This is a genomic window from Enterococcus sp. DJ147D b (genome assembly GCF_058216655.1).
In genome coordinates this window covers 766,089-782,673 of sequence record NZ_CM177104.1, presented here as the reverse complement: position 1 = coordinate 782,673, position 16,585 = coordinate 766,089, and the positions used below count along the sequence as shown (strand labels likewise).

General features: G+C 35.2%; 16 protein-coding genes and 1 other RNA gene. 6 read left to right on the top strand and 11 right to left on the bottom strand.

The genetic code is table 11. The features are described from left to right. Positions 1–40 precede the first annotated feature (40 nt). Together AC4BD1_RS03805 and AC4BD1_RS03800 are read left to right on the top strand one after the other, a co-directional pair. Entirely contained in the window at positions 41–769 is a 729-nt protein-coding gene (locus AC4BD1_RS03805) for a hypothetical protein (RefSeq protein ID WP_490467017.1), read from the top strand. Next, a complete protein-coding gene (locus tag AC4BD1_RS03800; protein ID WP_206909789.1) occupies positions 753–1,265 on the top strand; it encodes a hypothetical protein in 513 nt (170 codons plus the stop codon). The genes AC4BD1_RS03805 and AC4BD1_RS03800 overlap by 17 nt, the downstream gene beginning before the upstream one ends. A gap of 86 nt (positions 1,266–1,351) precedes the next feature. Here AC4BD1_RS03800 and AC4BD1_RS03795 read toward each other — a convergent pair whose 3' ends face one another. Genes AC4BD1_RS03795 through AC4BD1_RS03785 form a run of 3 tightly spaced genes read right to left on the bottom strand, consistent with a single transcriptional unit; the run spans position 1,352 to position 3,859 of the window. Continuing rightward, positions 1,352–2,812, bottom strand: a complete 1,461-nt coding sequence (locus AC4BD1_RS03795; protein WP_206909790.1) for a sensor histidine kinase — start codon at positions 2,810–2,812, stop codon at positions 1,352–1,354. Then, positions 2,812–3,528: a response regulator transcription factor gene (locus AC4BD1_RS03790; RefSeq protein WP_206909792.1), complete on the bottom strand. Its 717-nt coding sequence runs from the start codon at positions 3,526–3,528 to the stop codon at positions 2,812–2,814. The genes AC4BD1_RS03795 and AC4BD1_RS03790 overlap by 1 nt, the downstream gene beginning before the upstream one ends. Then, positions 3,509–3,859: an SdpI family protein gene (locus tag AC4BD1_RS03785; RefSeq protein ID WP_490485846.1), complete on the bottom strand. Its 351-nt coding sequence runs from the start codon at positions 3,857–3,859 to the stop codon at positions 3,509–3,511. The genes AC4BD1_RS03790 and AC4BD1_RS03785 overlap by 20 nt, the downstream gene beginning before the upstream one ends. A gap of 144 nt (positions 3,860–4,003) precedes the next feature. On the opposite strand from AC4BD1_RS03785, the gene AC4BD1_RS03780 reads away from it, so the two are divergent. Both AC4BD1_RS03780 and ssrA read left to right on the top strand, forming a co-directional pair. Continuing rightward, on the top strand, positions 4,004–4,777 hold the full coding sequence (locus tag AC4BD1_RS03780; RefSeq protein ID WP_206909797.1) for a Cof-type HAD-IIB family hydrolase: 774 nt from the start codon (positions 4,004–4,006) through the stop codon (positions 4,775–4,777). A gap of 206 nt (positions 4,778–4,983) precedes the next feature. Continuing rightward, positions 4,984–5,351: a transfer-messenger RNA gene (ssrA, locus tag AC4BD1_RS03775) on the top strand. A gap of 606 nt (positions 5,352–5,957) precedes the next feature. Here ssrA and AC4BD1_RS03770 read toward each other — a convergent pair. From AC4BD1_RS03770 to AC4BD1_RS03745, 6 genes are all read right to left on the bottom strand, one after another. Next, on the bottom strand, positions 5,958–6,464 hold the full coding sequence (locus AC4BD1_RS03770; RefSeq protein WP_490485845.1) for a phospholipase A2 family protein: 507 nt from the start codon (positions 6,462–6,464) through the stop codon (positions 5,958–5,960). A gap of 2 nt (positions 6,465–6,466) precedes the next feature. Beyond that, complete coding sequence (locus tag AC4BD1_RS03765) at positions 6,467–7,021, bottom strand: DUF6568 family protein (RefSeq protein WP_490485844.1); 555 nt, start codon at positions 7,019–7,021, stop codon at positions 6,467–6,469. Between the two features lie 294 nt (positions 7,022–7,315). Then, complete coding sequence (locus AC4BD1_RS03760; RefSeq protein ID WP_490485843.1) at positions 7,316–7,804, bottom strand: GNAT family N-acetyltransferase; 489 nt, start codon at positions 7,802–7,804, stop codon at positions 7,316–7,318. A gap of 99 nt (positions 7,805–7,903) precedes the next feature. Beyond that, positions 7,904–8,140 carry a hypothetical protein gene (locus AC4BD1_RS03755; RefSeq protein ID WP_490485842.1) on the bottom strand — a complete coding sequence of 79 codons (237 nt, stop codon included), beginning with the start codon at positions 8,138–8,140 and terminating at the stop codon, positions 7,904–7,906. A gap of 173 nt (positions 8,141–8,313) precedes the next feature. Continuing rightward, positions 8,314–8,805 (bottom strand): GAF domain-containing protein, encoded by a 492-nt coding sequence (locus tag AC4BD1_RS03750; RefSeq protein ID WP_490467010.1) that lies wholly within the window; start codon positions 8,803–8,805, stop codon positions 8,314–8,316. 66 nt (positions 8,806–8,871) lie between these two features. After that, complete coding sequence (locus tag AC4BD1_RS03745) at positions 8,872–9,534, bottom strand: winged helix-turn-helix transcriptional regulator (protein WP_490485841.1); 663 nt, start codon at positions 9,532–9,534, stop codon at positions 8,872–8,874. Positions 9,535–9,773: 239 nt separating this feature from the next. On the opposite strand from AC4BD1_RS03745, the gene AC4BD1_RS03740 reads away from it, so the two are divergent. Further along, a complete protein-coding gene (locus tag AC4BD1_RS03740) occupies positions 9,774–11,144 on the top strand; it encodes a peptidoglycan DD-metalloendopeptidase family protein (protein WP_490485840.1) in 1,371 nt (456 codons plus the stop codon). A gap of 116 nt (positions 11,145–11,260) precedes the next feature. Here AC4BD1_RS03740 and budA read toward each other — a convergent pair whose 3' ends face one another. Both budA and alsS read right to left on the bottom strand, forming a co-directional pair. After that, the gene (gene budA, locus AC4BD1_RS03735) at positions 11,261–11,971 is read right to left on the bottom strand and encodes an acetolactate decarboxylase (protein ID WP_206909812.1); all 711 of its coding nucleotides are present in this window, start codon (positions 11,969–11,971) and stop codon (positions 11,261–11,263) included. A 19-nt stretch (positions 11,972–11,990) separates the two neighbouring features. Next, positions 11,991–13,655: an acetolactate synthase AlsS gene (alsS, locus tag AC4BD1_RS03730; RefSeq protein WP_206909814.1), complete on the bottom strand. Its 1,665-nt coding sequence runs from the start codon at positions 13,653–13,655 to the stop codon at positions 11,991–11,993. 472 nt (positions 13,656–14,127) lie between these two features. Between alsS and AC4BD1_RS03725 the strand changes: the two genes are divergently transcribed. Beyond that, positions 14,128–16,473 carry a glycosyl hydrolase family 18 protein gene (locus tag AC4BD1_RS03725; protein WP_490485839.1) on the top strand — a complete coding sequence of 782 codons (2,346 nt, stop codon included), beginning with the start codon at positions 14,128–14,130 and terminating at the stop codon, positions 16,471–16,473. Positions 16,474–16,585 lie beyond the last annotated feature (112 nt).

Below are 16,585 nucleotides of genomic sequence, written 5' to 3'. Positions count from 1 at the left end.
ATTCATATTCATTTTTTATACTTTATTAGAGGTGAAAAGTATGAAAATAATCCGTTATGCCATTGCGCGTTTAGCATATTATAAAAAGCAAACAATTGTATATACTTTATTTTCCAGCTTCTTTGCTTTTTTGTTACTCATCTCTTTTAATTTATATAATTTACAAACTACTTTACACAAACAAATTCAAAACCGTTTAACTATCTTTAGTTCAACTAACCAAGAAGAAAAGATTCCACAACTAGATAGTGTTAGTCACTTCTATTCATCAGTTATTTTGGTTCTTGTCCTTTGCTTTGCGCTTTGTTTTTTCTTCTTTTTCATCCATATCTTAAAACAAAATCGACAAGAATTGATGAATTGGCGTTTGACTGGATTTTCACAAAAAAAATTATTTTTCTTTGTCTACACACAAATGTTTGTACCCATTGCTGCCGCTTGTTTAGGTTTATTATTATGGAGTATCAGTTTCCAACATCTCTACGAAACTTTGCTACAAAGTATAAACTTAACTGTTCTTGACATATTTAAGTTTCCTGATTTTTCTGTTCCTTCTTCTGTTAGTGGATTGACCATTCCTATCAATCAAGAAGCTTTTTTTCAAATTGATTTTACGAGTGAATTTTTGCTTGTTGATACATTTAAAGGAATCGTTCAAACTCTTCTCACTTTAACTTTTGTTAGCTTATTTATAAGTGTTTTTTCCTTTATCTATTTTTCTCGAAGACTGCAAAAAGGGAGGTTCATTCAACATGAAACAACCAAATAATACAGCTCATTTCAACTGCCTTACTGTTATTCTTAGTTCAAAAGAAAAACAACAACATTTACTTAATGAATGGAAAGAAAATTTGGTGCTAGATGATACGCCAAGTTACACGATTATTCAAAAAAATTGGCCGATCTTTCCTTATTTAAAGTTGAAGGATCATGTCTATTTAGATATTTCCAGTAAAGAAATCAAATCAACTGGTCCCACTTATCAGTCACAATTGAAACTTGATTCCTCTTGGGAAAAGCTGTCAGCAGATGAACTCTCTTTATTAGAAAAAATCAAACTGCAACTCTTGCATGCTTTACTTTCTAAACGGACACAGATTATTGTGGAAGACGCATTTGATGACCTAACAATCACCGAAACGCAAGAATTGCTAGACATTCTTTGCTTGCTCGCTCGTCAAGAAAATCAAACAATCTTACTGTTCACCAATAATGCCACCATTGCCCACAGTCCCTATATTGATCATTTAGAAGATGCTTCCTAAATTTTTTTCATGTCCTTTACTCAATTGTTCTTACTAATGAAACATCATCAAAAAGCCAGATGCGAAAATCCTCGCATCTGGCTTTTTTAGTTTTCTTGAGACTCTTCTTTTATTTCTACATCTGGCAATCGGACAGTAAATGTTGTTCCTTTTCCTTCTTCACTCTCGACCTCGATTTTTCCTTTATGCAGACGAACTAGTTGTTGCACGATTGGCAATCCTAAACCAGATTCACCATACTTTGTATTTTTTCTTGATGGATCAACCTTATAGTAACGTTCCCAAATATTTTTCATCTGCTGTTCTGAGATGCCAATTCCTGTGTCTTTGATTTTAATAATCGTTTCAAGATAGCCTTTTTCTATACTAATAGTAATTTGACCATTTTCGGTAAACTGAATCGCATTTTGAATAATATTAACCATGATTTGCACGAAACGATCATAATCAGCATACACATCAATTTCTTCCTGCGCTTCTAAAACCAGCGTGTCTCCAGCTGCTTCTGCTTTTGCTTCAAGCTGTGTCACAAGATTTCTTAAAGTTTCCGTTCCATTGAATTTCTTGATGACCATCGTAATTTGGTCGGTCCGGATTTTCTCATAGTCAAGATTCTCATTGACTAGTCGAATAAGTCGCTCCGTTTCATTTTTCATTAACTTGATTGCATTTTCTCGTTGATTTTCTGGAATCGCGTCATAGGCAAGACCTTCTAGTAAGCCATTAATTGTGGTCAAAGGTGTGCGCATTTCATGTGCTGCATCTGCCATGAATTGACGTCGTCGATTCTCTTGTTCTTCAATTTCTGCTTGCGACTCTTTGAGCGAGTTCGTCATCTTATTGAAGTCGTCTGCGAGCTCGTCAAATTCATCTTTGTCGTGAACAGGTAGCTGGACATCAAAATTTCCATTCGTTACTTCTTTGGTTGCATTACGCAAACGATTGATCCGTTTGACCTGAAACGCAGCAAATACGTAACTAGCAATAATCGCAACAATACTTGAAAAAATAAACCCTTTGAAAAGATTCAACGTAACTGAACGTACACTATTATCAATATTTCGTGCGGGCTGGCTCACAACCAAAGCACCATAAAATTCATGGTTCAAATTAAATGGTACTAGGGCGTATGAGGTCGCTTGTTGTTGCCCCAAAATATTTTTATGATCGGTAAATTTTTGTTGTTTCCCGTTGCGCAAATTTTTCCATTGTTCTGGACTAATCGTAAAATCCAGCATAGAATCGTCCGTTGGATAAATAAGTCGTTCATTTTTATCAATAAAGATAAAGTTGACATTCTGCTCCGTCAATACTTGTTCTGTCAAAAGCAAAGCATTTTGAAACGCCTGATCTTGACTCAACTGCGGAAAGGTATTGGCATATGTTTGTGTAGTTTTTTCAACAGATTCCGCATAACCAAAAAGTTGTTGGTAATTATTTTCTTCAATCGTCTGTTTCGTCAATTGTGTAAATGAAATTCCAACAATCAAAATAATCATGGCAATCATACTACAAAAAGCAAGTAATTGTTGATAAAGATAACGCATTAGGCAACACCAGAATCATCAAACTTATAGCCGACGCCCCAAACCGTTTGAATGACTTGCGGACCGACTTTTTCAATTTTTTGACGAAGTTTTTTGATATGTGCATCAACTGTTCGCTCATCACCAAAATATTGATAATCCCAAACTAATTCCAATAGCTGTTCTCTTGAAAAAACTTGTCGTGGTTTTTTCGCCAAAGTAAATAAAAGATCAAATTCTTTTGGCGTCAACCCTTCAATTAATTGACCATCAAGATAAGCCTCACGAGTTTTAGTATTCATTTTAAAATGTTCTGTTTGAATGTCGAAATGATTATCTGATTCACTGGCTTCTTCTTTTGAATCGGCCAGTTCGCTTCGACGGTGCAGAGCTTTCATTCGTGCAATCAAAGTTAATGGACTAAACGGCTTCGTTACGTAGTCATCTGCCCCCATTTCTAACCCAATAACTTGGTCACTCTCTGAGTCACGTGCAGTCAGCATAATGATCGGCACTGTACTTGAGATTTTTCGAATCTCACGCCCAACAACCATGCCATCCATTGTTGGTAAATTCAAATCAAGTGTAATCATGTCCCAATGTGCAGGATTTTCTAAAAATGCATCCAAACCGTCTTTACCATCATACTTGAACGTTGCCTCCCATCCTTCATTCAAAAAAAACATCTGCATCATTTCAGAAACAGATTGGTTATCTTCAATCATTAAAATGTTCATAGTCATCCCCTCCGGATTTCTGGTCAAATTCCTGTAATTTTTTTTCCGTTAAAATAAAGATCGGCATAATTGGAAAAACTAATACCAACAGTTCAATCAAAAAGTAATTCGTATTTCCTGTTACTTTTAATAAATAGCCGATCACTGCCATTATCAAGCCGAAAATAATAAAATAGTTGCCACTAACTTTCTGGGCTAACTGCCAGTGTTCATCCGTTTTGGCAGCTAACGGTGAGTGGTAACCATACAATGGCAAGTTTCCTTTGGAAGGAAACAAGCGAAAGAAAATACCAATAGTCGTTAAAGCAACACCTACAACTAAAAAAATCATTGATTTCCTCCTAAAAAGTTCTCTTTCTAGTATACTCCAAATAGTCTTGTGAACCAATATATTCAATAATTATTCATGAAAGGTTTGTCTTTTGTTCATTCTTTGTTAAGATAGGTTTATTGAAAAGATAAAGGAGTTTTTTTTGTGTCAAACTATCAAGCAATTACTTTTTTTGACCTAGATGGAACACTGCTAGATGCGCATTCAACAATCACTCCAGAAGTTGCATCTGCTATGAATGCCTTAAAAGAAAATCACGTCTTACCTGTTATTGCAACTGGAAGAACAGAAATCGAAATCCAAAAGATCATGGAAGATGCTGGAATCACTTCAGCTGTTACCATGAACGGCTCTTATATTCGTGTGGATGGAAAAGAAATCCACTCTGAGCTTTTTTCAGAAGAAGAATGTCAACGAATGTATGAACACGTTCGTTCACAAGGTCATGAACTTTCATACTACAATCACGAAAATATTTGGTGTACTGGCCACAACCAAATAATGATTGATGCCTATAACTTCATTCATTCTGAAGTCCCACCAATTGAACCTTTTGCTTTTCGCGAAAATAAAATCAACATGCTCTTGATTCTTTCACAAAGTGGCGATGAATATTATCATGAACAGTTTCCTGAACTAACTTTTTATCGAAACGGCCCATATTCAATTGATACCGTAAAAAAAGGAATCTCTAAAGGTGCTGGCGTCAAACGACTAAAAGACGAATTAGGGTTGACTAATGTCCCAACTTTTGGATTTGGTGATGGGCCGAATGACTTTGCCCTTCTAGAAGCTTGCGACAATAAAATTGCAATGGGTAATGCCTATGATGGACTAAAAGAGTTAGCGACTTTCGTTACTAAAAAAAATACTGAAGGTGGCATCGTCCACGCATTGAAACATTTTGATTTGATTTAAAAAGTGAATGAGCCGTCCTTAAGAAGTCTCGAAACAGGTAGCACTGTTTCGAGATTTTTTTTTAAACTTCAACGAATTTTTTATGAATCATATTTTTATTCTTTTATCTGCTCTTACTTTGTTCTTAACGCTTTTTTATTGAAAATAGTTTAAAATATGGTATACTATTTTTGTGCGTAATGCATCTGTAACCCTTGTGACTTTACGGGGACGTTACGGATTCGACAGGCACAGTTTGAGCTTGAATTGCGTTTCGTAGGTTACGTCTACGTTAAAACGTTACAGTTAAATATAACTGCTAAAAACGAAAACTATTCTTACGCTTTAGCTGCCTAAAAACAGTTAGCGTAGATCCTCTCGGTATCGCCCATGTGCTCGAGTAAGGGTCCTAACTTTAGTGGGATACGTTTCAACTTTCCGTCTGTAAGTTGAAAAAGAGCGCATCAGACTAGCAATACAAAATGCCTGTCACTCGGCAAGTTGTAAAGCGAAACCTTAAATGAGTTGACTATGAACGTAGATTTTTAAGTGGCGATGTGTTTGGACGCGGGTTCGACTCCCGCCGTCTCCATATTTATATTGTTGAGACAAACAATAATACGAAAAAACGTTGTTCAATCAACGTTTTTTTATTTTGCTCAAATAGAGAAAATTTGATTAACACTTTGTAGTAAAGAGGCTAAACTACCTGCCAGAAAAAACGTTGAAACTTATTATTGCTCATAAAAAGGTGACCTAAGCCTTTCATAAAAGAGAGAAAGACTTAGGTCACCTTTTTATAAAATTCTAGTGTCGGTCTGAATATTAACTAAATTTATCTACTATCATCTGATTTTGATTGATGATCAACTTCCTCATTGATTATACAAAAAATACTTCATAAGATTTGCAGGGTGAAAGTCTGATAAATTCGCTATTATTCACACAAAAAATGCCGGAAAGATAAACACGAGAACTAAATATATCGGAAATACTAACATCATGATACTATTTGCTAAAAGAATAACTGTCCTATAAGTCCCTCTTTTCAATCTTATCGCTATTAATAGTCCGATTGAACCGATTAATGGTGTAAAGACAGATAGAGGAATTCTTAATGAAAAAAAAGATTGTTGAAGAAACATAACTATGCCTAATAAAATAGTAATTACTGATAAAGTAATCCTTACTTTTTCATCCATCAACTGAATACAACATATGCACCTGCAGCAACCGCATATTTATAACTTAACTTGTTTGTACTATTCATAATAGCCTTCAACCTTGCCCGAAAATTTTTATTACAAGTTGTATTATTTCCGCCATGTATATAACAGTAATCATGATACATACATGCTGTATCTAAATCATCAGTAGGCATATTTCCTTTTCCTGCATTTCCATAGCCACAATAGTTGCCATAAATTAAAAATGTTGCTCTAGCACTTATACTTCTTTCTGTTGAGTCAAATGATTCAATTACATAGCCAATTTCGATAATATAATCCTCTACACCATCTAATTCTGCAGACTCAATATCAAAATACTTGTTACCTTCATTATCCACATAAGTATATTGTTCAACAACAGAAATAATATCTTCGTTTTCTGGTGTTAATTTTTCATTAACTTCTGCAGTTGCAGTAATACCACCTATTGTAAAAATACAAGTTAATGCTAATAATACTGTTAATATATTTTTTTTCATTTTCATACTCCTTTTTTTATGAATGATGCAAGCCCATCTTTTTCAGGATTAAATATTATTTTTTTACCTTTTGAATGATTTAATCTTACTAAAGTTGGAACTTGTGTGATGCCATATTCATTGATTAACTCTTCATAATGTAAATTATCCTTATCATTAGTATCGAAATAATATATTTTTCGATCAGTATGTTCTAATATTGGCGTTAGCGTTTGAAGAAAACCTTGACAAACTGAACAGTCATTCCTACCAAAGTAAAGCAAAATATTATCTTGATTCAATAAATATAGTTCGTGACTGTTCATTATTATCAATTTATTTTTATCTTCTAAATTAGCAATCTTTTCATCATAAATTTTAACTTCTTCTTGCATATTTTGTTTTAACTCTATTTTTTCTGAATTTGTATGTTGCAATCTGTTTGGTATCTTTTCAAAATAAAATATCCACCCCCCATCGTTATTAAAAGAACTAAACAAAATATTACGAAAACAAACCTCCTTCTTCTCATTGATTTCTTTTTCACCTCCAAAATCTCTACTATGTCTTTCTACCAAACTACCCATTCTATACAGAAGTATCAATATATGTATTATCAACAAGCTCATTAAATCACGAAAATACCGCAAAAGAAAACGCTCTCTTAGATAATTAGAGTTATTTAATAAATTTTAATGCAAACTTTCTAGATATACTCACTGCAACAACTGCAAATTCCTCTTAGTCACTTCCATTTGTCATCCAAAAATGAATCCTTTTCTTAACTAAAATAAAGAAATCTGTATTTTAACAAAAAAACGCAAGGAACATCTCTCCTCACGTTTTCCTTTTTCTTCTATTAAATTACGAGCCTACAAAATTTTTTCCATTCGGATATGTTCAACTGGCGCAATCGCCATTAAATACGTCTCTCCATATGCAACGTAATCCATTTTTTCATAAAATGATTGCGCACTTACCCGCGCTTCTAATTCGATTCTTTTGGCTTGCTTTTTTTTCGCATAAAGTTCCAGATGTTTGAGCAATTGTTTGCCTACACCTGCACTTTGCCTTTGCAAATCAACACATAGATACTCAACTTTCATTTTTGATTCATCTAGCTTCTGATTAAGCACGCCAACACCTAAAAGGAATTCATCATCAAATGCTCCAAGAATATATTGCTCCGCCTCATGTGAAAAATCCTCTTCTTCAATCGTTAACCCCAGCGGAATACGCATGACTTTATTTCGCAAGTTTAACGTTTGTTGATATTTTTCTGAGTCGTACTCAATTTTTTGGATATCCATTTTCTTCATTCCTTTCAAGTAATCATTAAAACTAATTCCCAGTATAACCATTCTCCAGTAGATTTTAAAGGGGAAATAAACACTACAATTTTTTTCAAAAAAAAACCATTAAACACCTTTGCCAGGTGCTGAATGGTTATACTTATTGAATTAGGCAATTTCAATCAAATAACGTTCCGATATTTCTGGATTACAAATTTCAGAATACTTAGCCATGACTTTTCCAGCTTTTTCCAGAACCTCTGCATGATCGATACTATCGCATTCTTCTACACAAAGAATCACTGAATTCTCTAATTTTTTTATGATTTCTCCAGTTACTTTCTTTTTCAATCCAATCGCATGACATTCATAAGTTTGTCCCAAAATGATTTCTTCTTTTTCCATAGTTAATCACCTTCTAATTATTTTATAATCTCATTGGAATTATATTAACATTAAAATCAAATGGAGAAAAATGATAACTTAAGTATTTTTATAAAAAAATTGATTAAACTACTTGTTGAATTTTAGCAAGTAGTTTAATCAATCGAATTCGTTTTATCTCGTTCTAAACTTCACTAGCAAGTAAGATTGACTTTAGCAGGCACGGCTTTCTCTACTAGCGCCACGTATTGTTCTAAAAATTGTTTGTCGATTTCATCGTAACCTGCGACTTTTCCGCAATCAATATCTAAAACACCTACTAATTCTCCGTCTTTAACTAATGGAACCACGATTTCTGAACGTGCAGCTGAATCACATGAAATATAATTTTCATGACTTTTTACATCTGTGACAATAAGTGTTTCTCGTTTTGCCGCTGACTCCCCGCAAACGCCTTTGCCCAGTTTGATTCTTGTACAAGAAACTCTTCCTTGAAACGGCCCAAGAATTAGTTCTTTACCATCAAATAGATAGTACCCCGCAAAGACCGTTTCCGGTAAAGTATCTGCTAAAAGTGCTGAAGAATTCGCAAGATTGGCTAGCCAATTCGTTTCAGCTTCAAGTAATCCTTGTTGTTGTAACAGTAAAAGTTCATACGCATCTCTTTTTTGTTTTTCTGACCACATCGCAGCAACACACTCCTTTTATTCAGAAATTATAGCTCAGTTATTCCACCAATACCAGTTGTAATTTTAATGTGTAGCATTTGTAAAACGATACCCACGACCATGAACCGTTTGGATATAGTTTGCACTTCCCGCAACTTCTTCTATTTTCTTGCGAATATTCTTGATGTGCGTATCAATCACTCTTCCCGATCCTTTTTCATTGCCCAATAAAATCAATAATTCTTCACGAGAAAAAATTCGTAAAGGATGGTTCAACAGCAAACTAAACAAACGATACTCCGATTTTGTTAAAGAAAGTTCTTGTTCATGTAATAAGATCACTTGCTTTTCTTCCAACACTTGGAACTTCTGATAAACAGACTGATTATTAGTTTTTAATTTTTTTTGCTTCAACAATGCTGAGCGCAAGGATTCTACTTTTGCCTTCATTAATTCAAAACTAACAGGCCAAGACCATAAAATGTTTACACCTTTTTGGAATAAAACAATTTTTTCTTGCTCGGAAAGTGGTTCGGTACAAGCAACAACTAATGGAAAGCGACTCGCAACTGATTCTGGAAGCTCTGCCAAACGATCATCCATAATAAGTAGGACATCTGCTGATTCATTATGTAATTTCGCTAGAACGGATTGATAACTCACTTTTAACTCTAACTGCTCTTTTTGCAATCGTTTCATTATTGAAGACAGTGTTTTTTTATTTTTCGTAAATATTTTTATATGCACCTAGTTTCCTCCTTTCTCTTCATTCTTTTACACAATTTACTCAATCATACCTTTCTTTCCCTCTGGATCATTTATCAATTCGATTGAGTTTGTATCAATTATTTTGTAATTATTTCAGTTATATTAAATTTTTCTTTTTTTCACTCATTGAATGAATCTTCACAACTTCCCCACAACTCTGTCTTACAATACAAAATGTAAAAATTGAAATGGATAAAAAAGATGTTAGTGGGGAAACTATGATTAAGTTAAAAAAAATCGTCACATGTTCATTTGCGCTAAGTTTACTTTGCATGCCAATTGCCACGCAAGCAGATACTTTAGACGACAAGATCAATGAACAAGAACAAAAAATTGAACAACTACAAAAAAATCAAACTGCTTCTGAACAAGAATTGGCAACCATTAAAGAAAACGTCAGTCAGATTGAAAAAGAAAGTTATAAAATCCTTCAACAAAAAAATACTGAAGAACAAACATTAACTAACTTGATTCAAAAAATAGCTGACTTGAAAGACAAGATTGCTAAACGTGAGGAACAAATCCAAAAGCAAGCTCGCAATGTTCAAACAAATCAAAATGCCAGCGATATTCTATCTGTGATGGCGGAGTCTGATTCGATCAACGAAGCAATTACCAAAGCATATGCTGTAACAAAACTGATCAGCGCAAACAAAGAGATTATGTCTGAGCAGCAAAAAGATCAAGCTGAATTAGAAACACTTCAAAAGAAATCAGAAGAAAAATTACAATCTTTGATTGAAACAACGAATGAATTACAAGCCAAACAAGATGAGTTGACGAAAGCAAAATTAGATCAAGAGGTTAAAATCAACGAACTATCTGCTAGCTTAGCTACTGAGAAAAAACAGAAAGAAAAATTTGAAAAACAAAAAGTTGAAGCAGAGAAAAAACGTCAAGAGCAACTAAAAGCTTTGGCAAAACAACGTGCTGCTGAAGAAGCTGCTCGTAAAAAAGCAGAAGAAGACGCGCGCAAAGCTCATGAACAAAAAGAACTCGCTGTGGCTGCTGAAAAAGAGCGCATTGCTAATGAAGCGCAGGCTCAATCATTAGCTGCTCAAAAAGAACAGAAACAAAAGGTTGAATCTTCAAATGAAGTACAAACCGAAAACAACACAGAAAATAGCACACCAGTCGTTTCTGTTCCGGAAGTACCTGAAGAAGATAATGTAACTAAACCAGAAGAAAATACTTCAGGTTGGAGCGCGCCATTAGCTTCACTTGTTATCACGAGTCCTTTTGGTAATCGTGTCGATCCTACTGGCGCGTCCGGTACATCTCACGACGGAATTGATTTAGCTGGAGCTTCTGGAACACCCGTTTTTGCTGCAAAAGCTGGAAAAGTTGTTGAAGCTGGCTATCATTGGTCTGCAGGAAACCATGTCATTATCCAGCATGCTGATGGCTATTATTCTTATTATATGCATTTAAGTAGTTTCTCTACGAATGTTGGTGCCTCTGTTAATGCAGGAACACTTCTAGGCGGTATGGGAACAACAGGAAATTCAACTGGGGTTCACCTTCATTTTGGTGTCTCAACAAGTTTATGGTCTAATTTTGTAGATCCAGCCCCATTATTAGGTATTTAAGTTAAGAAAAGCGCGAAACAGAATGCGCATTTTTCAAAAGAATTAGCTGTTACGCTATTTTTGAAAAATGATATTCTTGTCTCACGCTTTTTTTGTATGCTGGTAATAGAAGCTACTTATTCTGCTGTTTGAATTTCTTCTGCTAAGTTGGCATAATCGATTTCATTATCAACAAATGTTCCGTCATTGACTGGAAAATGTTGAATAAGGGATTCGATACGACTACTTTCCACTAGGCCATTTGCTAATTCAAAATCAATCACATGCCCACCGAATGTTTTGCTTTTATCAAGAAAATGCAAATGGAATCCAGCAGCTGCTACTCCTTGAAATAATTCAGGAGTAAAGAATCCGACTAATGTTCCTTCCACTTCTTCTTGATGAAATTCTGGTTGATCTTGCGAAACTTCTACAAGTCTTTTATAAGGTTTTTCTTGTTTTGGCATGATACGAATATGCACATTTTTAAATACCCCAGTAATTTTAACTGCAATAAATAAATTTTTCCCTGCTTCTTCTGCCAAAATCGTTTCTTTTAATACATCACCTAGATGAGGCGTTGTGATTTCGATACTTCTATCTGGTGTAAAATCTGTTACAGCTGCATAAGGTGTTTTTTCTTCACCTGTCAAACGCACAACTGAACCATCTGATTTTCCTTGATAAGCAACTCCATCCACAATAATAACTTCCCCATCTAAACCGTGGAGCGTTCCTAATCCTAACGTTCCGTGCTTCAAGACTTCAGCCATCTTTTCCGTTCCATCCATCAATCCTGCCATCAATGCACCTAGTGTACCGTGTTGGTATAAACTTGCCTCTGTCATCCTACACACATCCCTTTTCTTAATAGAATTGATCCGGTAAAATCGTTTCACCGAGTTTTTCATTATCCCGATAATCAATTGGAATATCAATGATTACAGGTCCTTCAGTGGCAAAACCATCAGTTAAAGCTTGTTCTAGTTCCTGAACATTCGTTGCTCGAATTCCTTTTGCACCAAAAGCTTCTGCATATTTAACAAAGTCAACCGGACCAAAGTCAACACCTGATGACCGTTGATATTTCATTTGTTCTTGGAATTCAACCATATTATAGTGACCATCATTCCAAATCAAGTGAACGATATTTAGTTTTTTTCGTACAGCTGTTTCTAGATCTTGTGCAGAAAACAGGAAGCCACCATCACCAGAAACTGAAACTATTTGCGTATTTGGACGAACTAGTGCAGCTGAAATTGCCCATGGTAAAGCCACACCTAATGTTTGCATTCCATTACTAAATAGTAAGTGACGTGGTTCGTAGCTTCTAAAGTGACGTGCCATCCAAATATAGTGACTACCTACGTCAACGGTGACGGTCATTTCGTCAGTCACTTTTGATTGTAATGTGTTAATGACTTCTAATGGATGTAAAATTCCTTCGTCTTCTGTCTTTTCTACAACATCGCGAGCTGTTAATTTTTCTTGTAATGAGTCAAGATATTCATTCGCATCACCCGAGACTTGTTGCGCTTCTAAAGAATCGCTAAGTAAATCAAGCGTTGCCGCAATGTCACCAATCAATTCTCTTTCTGGTTGCATAAATGAATCGATTTCAGCTGGTGTCTCATCGATGACAATGATTCTTGCATCTTTTTCTGCATTCCAGTTACGTGCTTCATATTCAATCGGATCATAACCGATGGCGATGACTAAATCACTTCGTTTTAATAACATATCACCAGGTTGATTTCTAAACAAACCTACTCTCCCAAAGAAATGTGATTCTAATTGACGTGAAATGACGCCTGCAGCTTGGAATGTTTCAACAACAGGTAATGAAGTTTTTTCCACTAATTTGCGAATAGCTGCGGTTTCCTTTTCACTTGAACCACGCATTCCCACCAATAAAACAGGCAGTTTTGCTTCACGAATGCGCTCAGCTAAGTAGCTGATATCATTAGCAGATGCAGAACCTAATTGTGGATCACTTAAAGGTTGGATCACATCACTTTTCACCGGTGCATCAACGACATCCTGTGGAATACTGATAAAGCTTGCACCTTTTTTTGAACTTTTCGCCATACGATACGCATTAGCAATCACTTCTGAAATTGTTTCTGGATCTTGGATTTCCGCACTGTACTTTGTAATTGGTTTAAATAATGCTGCATTATCCATACTTTGGTGCGTCAGTTTTAATAAATCACTTCGTTTTACTTGTCCGCCAATTGCTAATACTGGATCGCCTTCGGCAGTTGCTGTTACTAACCCAGTTGCTAGATTACTTGCACCAGGACCACTTGTCGCAATAACAACTCCAGGTTCACCAGTAATTCGACCAATTGCTTGTGCCATAAATGCCGCATTTTGTTCATGCCGAGTCACGATCAATTCAGGGCCTTGGTCTTCTAATTCATTGAATACACCATCGATTTTTGCGCCAGGGATACCAAAGATATAATCTACGTGATGATTAATCAAGCTTTCTACTACAGCTCTAGAACCTTGTTTCATTTCTTTTTCCATCATACAACTTCCTTTAACAGCTTATTTTCTTTCAACTCAGATAATAAACAAGCAACACAAAGTAATACAGTTTATATATCTGTTACAAAAAATAGTATAGCATGACTTATAGGATTTGTTTAGTAATAAGCTAAATAAATTTCAAGAAATAGTAACAGTTCACTCGACATCTATTACACTACTATAAATAATCAAACTTTCTTTGTCATATTTTTATAAGTTTCCATTTCTTTTTGTCTTTCAATTACTTTTAGCTGAAAAAACAGCCATTCCATTAAAAAAATATTTCTCACTAAAAAATGCTCAAATTGCTGTCAAGACTGCTTTTACATTAAATAACACTCTCTTCTTCCTATCACGCGGTAATTTTAGAAATTTACTTTACTCTTTATAAACTTTAACTTTAGATGTGGTTGTCGAGGAGTCACCTCGACCGCTGCAAAAATATTTTATCAAGGGGAGAAAAGAAAAAATGAAGACAACAAAATGGAAAACGTTGCTAGCAGCTTCGATGGCAGGATTGACACTATTATCTTCTGCACCACTTCAAGCATTTGCAACTGAAACACAAGGGAATAATTCTGGTTTGGTAATGGATGACACATCAAATGTCATCAACGGATTAACAGACGCACACATGTGGTCAAATGACAACGGCGCTTCTTGGACACGTGGAAAAGAAAACCAAGTTTTTAAAGGAACTCAAAAAGTCATCGTTGCAAATTACGATGAACAAATCGCATCTGCTCAAACTTGGTCAGCAAAATCTTATGCTGGTGGATCACTGGTTATCTATAAAAACGCATTATGGACAAATTCTTATTGGGCAGAAGCGAATCAAGCGCCTGGTTCTGCACCAATGTGGACAAAAGTAAAAGATGTTCCAGCTGGAATTGCAACATTTAATTTCAACAAATTTACAGGTGCAGCCGCTGATGACTATCAAAAGGTCCAAGCTGAAACTGTTCAAAATCAGAAAAAAGTTATTGGTTATTTCGCTAACTGGCAAGGTTACAAAACAGATTATGAACCAAATAATGCTGACTATAACTATAGCCAAGGCGTTCTTGATGGAAAAGGATATGATCCAGTTGACGTACCTTTCGATAAAATCACGCACGTAAACTATGGCTTCATGATTATTGATCCTAAGACAGGAAAATTAACTTCAAACGACGCTTGGGCAGATTTTGATGATACTGTATCAGGTGGTGGGAAAAACTATATCGGCCAAATTACTGACATGGCGGATGAAAATGACGTAGCAGCAATGGTTTCAATCGGTGGTTGGAACAATTCAGTTAACGATATGGCTTTTGATATTGTGACAAAAACACCTGAAAAAATGGATGCTTTCACAGATGAAGCAGTTAAATTTATGTTAGATCATAACTTTGATGGTATTGATATCGATTGGGAATACCCGGACAACGCCGATCGCCAGACAAAATTTATTGCCTTGATGAAACAGCTACGTGAAAAATTAACAGTGGCAGGAAAAGAAAATGATACATATTATCAATTAAGTATTGCTGTAACAGCTTCACACGAAAAAATGGAATTTATCGCTCCTGAAACAGTCAATGAGTACGTTGATAACTTCAATGTCATGACTTATGATTTCCGTGGTGGATTTGATGCACAAACAGGGCATCACTCTGGATTGTATGCAACTGAAACAGATAAAGACCAAAAATTCAACGTTTCTTCCGCAATGAAAGAATACAGCGAAACATATAACATTCCTAAAAACAAATTAATGGTGGGTATGAGTTACTACTCACGTGGATTTGCAAATGTGGAATCTGGTGAACTAGGTGCTGCAAGTAGGGGTGCTCCAGTCGGCGGCACTTGGGATGATCCTTACCAACCAGCTGGCCTAAAACCTTGGTGGCAAATCAAAGACCTCGAAGCTCAAGCGAACGAAGATCCTAATGACAGCTTAGTTGCTAAATGGGACGATCAAGCAAAAGCACCATATATTTACGATGCAGACGCAAAAGAATTCTATTCTTATGATAATATCCAATCAATCCAAGAAAAAGTAAATTGGACGGTAAACAATGAATACGGTGGGGCAATCGTTTGGGAACTTAGTTATGATACGCCAGATGCCGAACTGGGATCAATCGTAAACAACGTATTAACTGCTGAGCCGACTGATCCAACTGATCCTCCTGTTGAAGAAAATAAATTACTTACTGTCAGTATCGACGAAAGAACACGAAGAACATATATCAACTTAAACCTATCAACTGAACAATTCAATAGTGAAGAACGTTTTGTTGTTTACTTAGATGGTAAATATTCATTTGAAACTTATAAAGGAAAAGGTTATTACAGTAATTCAACAAACTATGGCGAGAAAACTAGTATTGCCAAAGTTTTCGCTGGCTGGAAAGATCAAAAGATTGAAGTATACAGCGTTTCAGGAAAACCTGGTCAAAGTACTGAAAACAAAAAGTTGTTGGAAACACTGACCTTAGATAAAGATGTCAATTTAAATATTGCTGAAATGAACGACGCTGTTAAAAACATTAGTTACGATGAAAATAATATTTATGTAGATTTCGACAAAGAAGCATATAAAGGAAGTAATCGTTTCGTCGTTTGCCAAAATTATAAATATCTAGCAGAAACTTTTGAAAATAAAGCTTATTATAGCTCTGTCTCTAAAGAAACCGAAGATACTATTCAAATCAAAATTAAAAAATCAGATTTGAAATCTGGCGATGTGCTTGAAGTAAGATTAAGTAGTGGCATTCCAAGTGAAAGTTCTAATACACTTAAATCTTTAATGACAGTTACTGTAAAATAGAATACATGGTTACCCAAAAAGAGCGCACGGTGAAAAACTGTTCGCTCTTTTTTTAATCTATTTAGACTTGTATTTGTCAATCACTACGCAAATAATCAAATAGATTTGTGAG

Coding starts and splice junctions, on each gene's coding strand:
- AC4BD1_RS03740 (WP_490485840.1), top strand. CDS start 9,774: ATGATTAAGTTAAAAAAAATCGTCACATGTTCATTTGCGCTAAGTTTA.
- AC4BD1_RS03795 (WP_206909790.1), bottom strand. CDS start 2,812: ATGCGTTATCTTTATCAACAATTACTTGCTTTTTGTAGTATGATTGCC.
- AC4BD1_RS03750 (WP_490467010.1), bottom strand. CDS start 8,805: ATGTGGTCAGAAAAACAAAAAAGAGATGCGTATGAACTTTTACTGTTA.
- AC4BD1_RS03800 (WP_206909789.1), top strand. CDS start 753: ATGAAACAACCAAATAATACAGCTCATTTCAACTGCCTTACTGTTATT.
- AC4BD1_RS03790 (WP_206909792.1), bottom strand. CDS start 3,528: ATGAACATTTTAATGATTGAAGATAACCAATCTGTTTCTGAAATGATG.
- AC4BD1_RS03770 (WP_490485845.1), bottom strand. CDS start 6,464: ATGAAAAAAAATATATTAACAGTATTATTAGCATTAACTTGTATTTTT.
- AC4BD1_RS03755 (WP_490485842.1), bottom strand. CDS start 8,140: ATGGAAAAAGAAGAAATCATTTTGGGACAAACTTATGAATGTCATGCG.
- budA (WP_206909812.1), bottom strand. CDS start 11,971: ATGACAGAGGCAAGTTTATACCAACACGGTACACTAGGTGCATTGATG.
- AC4BD1_RS03760 (WP_490485843.1), bottom strand. CDS start 7,804: ATGGTTATACTGGGAATTAGTTTTAATGATTACTTGAAAGGAATGAAG.
- AC4BD1_RS03805 (WP_490467017.1), top strand. CDS start 41: ATGAAAATAATCCGTTATGCCATTGCGCGTTTAGCATATTATAAAAAG.
- alsS (WP_206909814.1), bottom strand. CDS start 13,655: ATGGAAAAAGAAATGAAACAAGGTTCTAGAGCTGTAGTAGAAAGCTTG.
- AC4BD1_RS03785 (WP_490485846.1), bottom strand. CDS start 3,859: ATGATTTTTTTAGTTGTAGGTGTTGCTTTAACGACTATTGGTATTTTC.
- AC4BD1_RS03725 (WP_490485839.1), top strand. CDS start 14,128: ATGAAGACAACAAAATGGAAAACGTTGCTAGCAGCTTCGATGGCAGGA.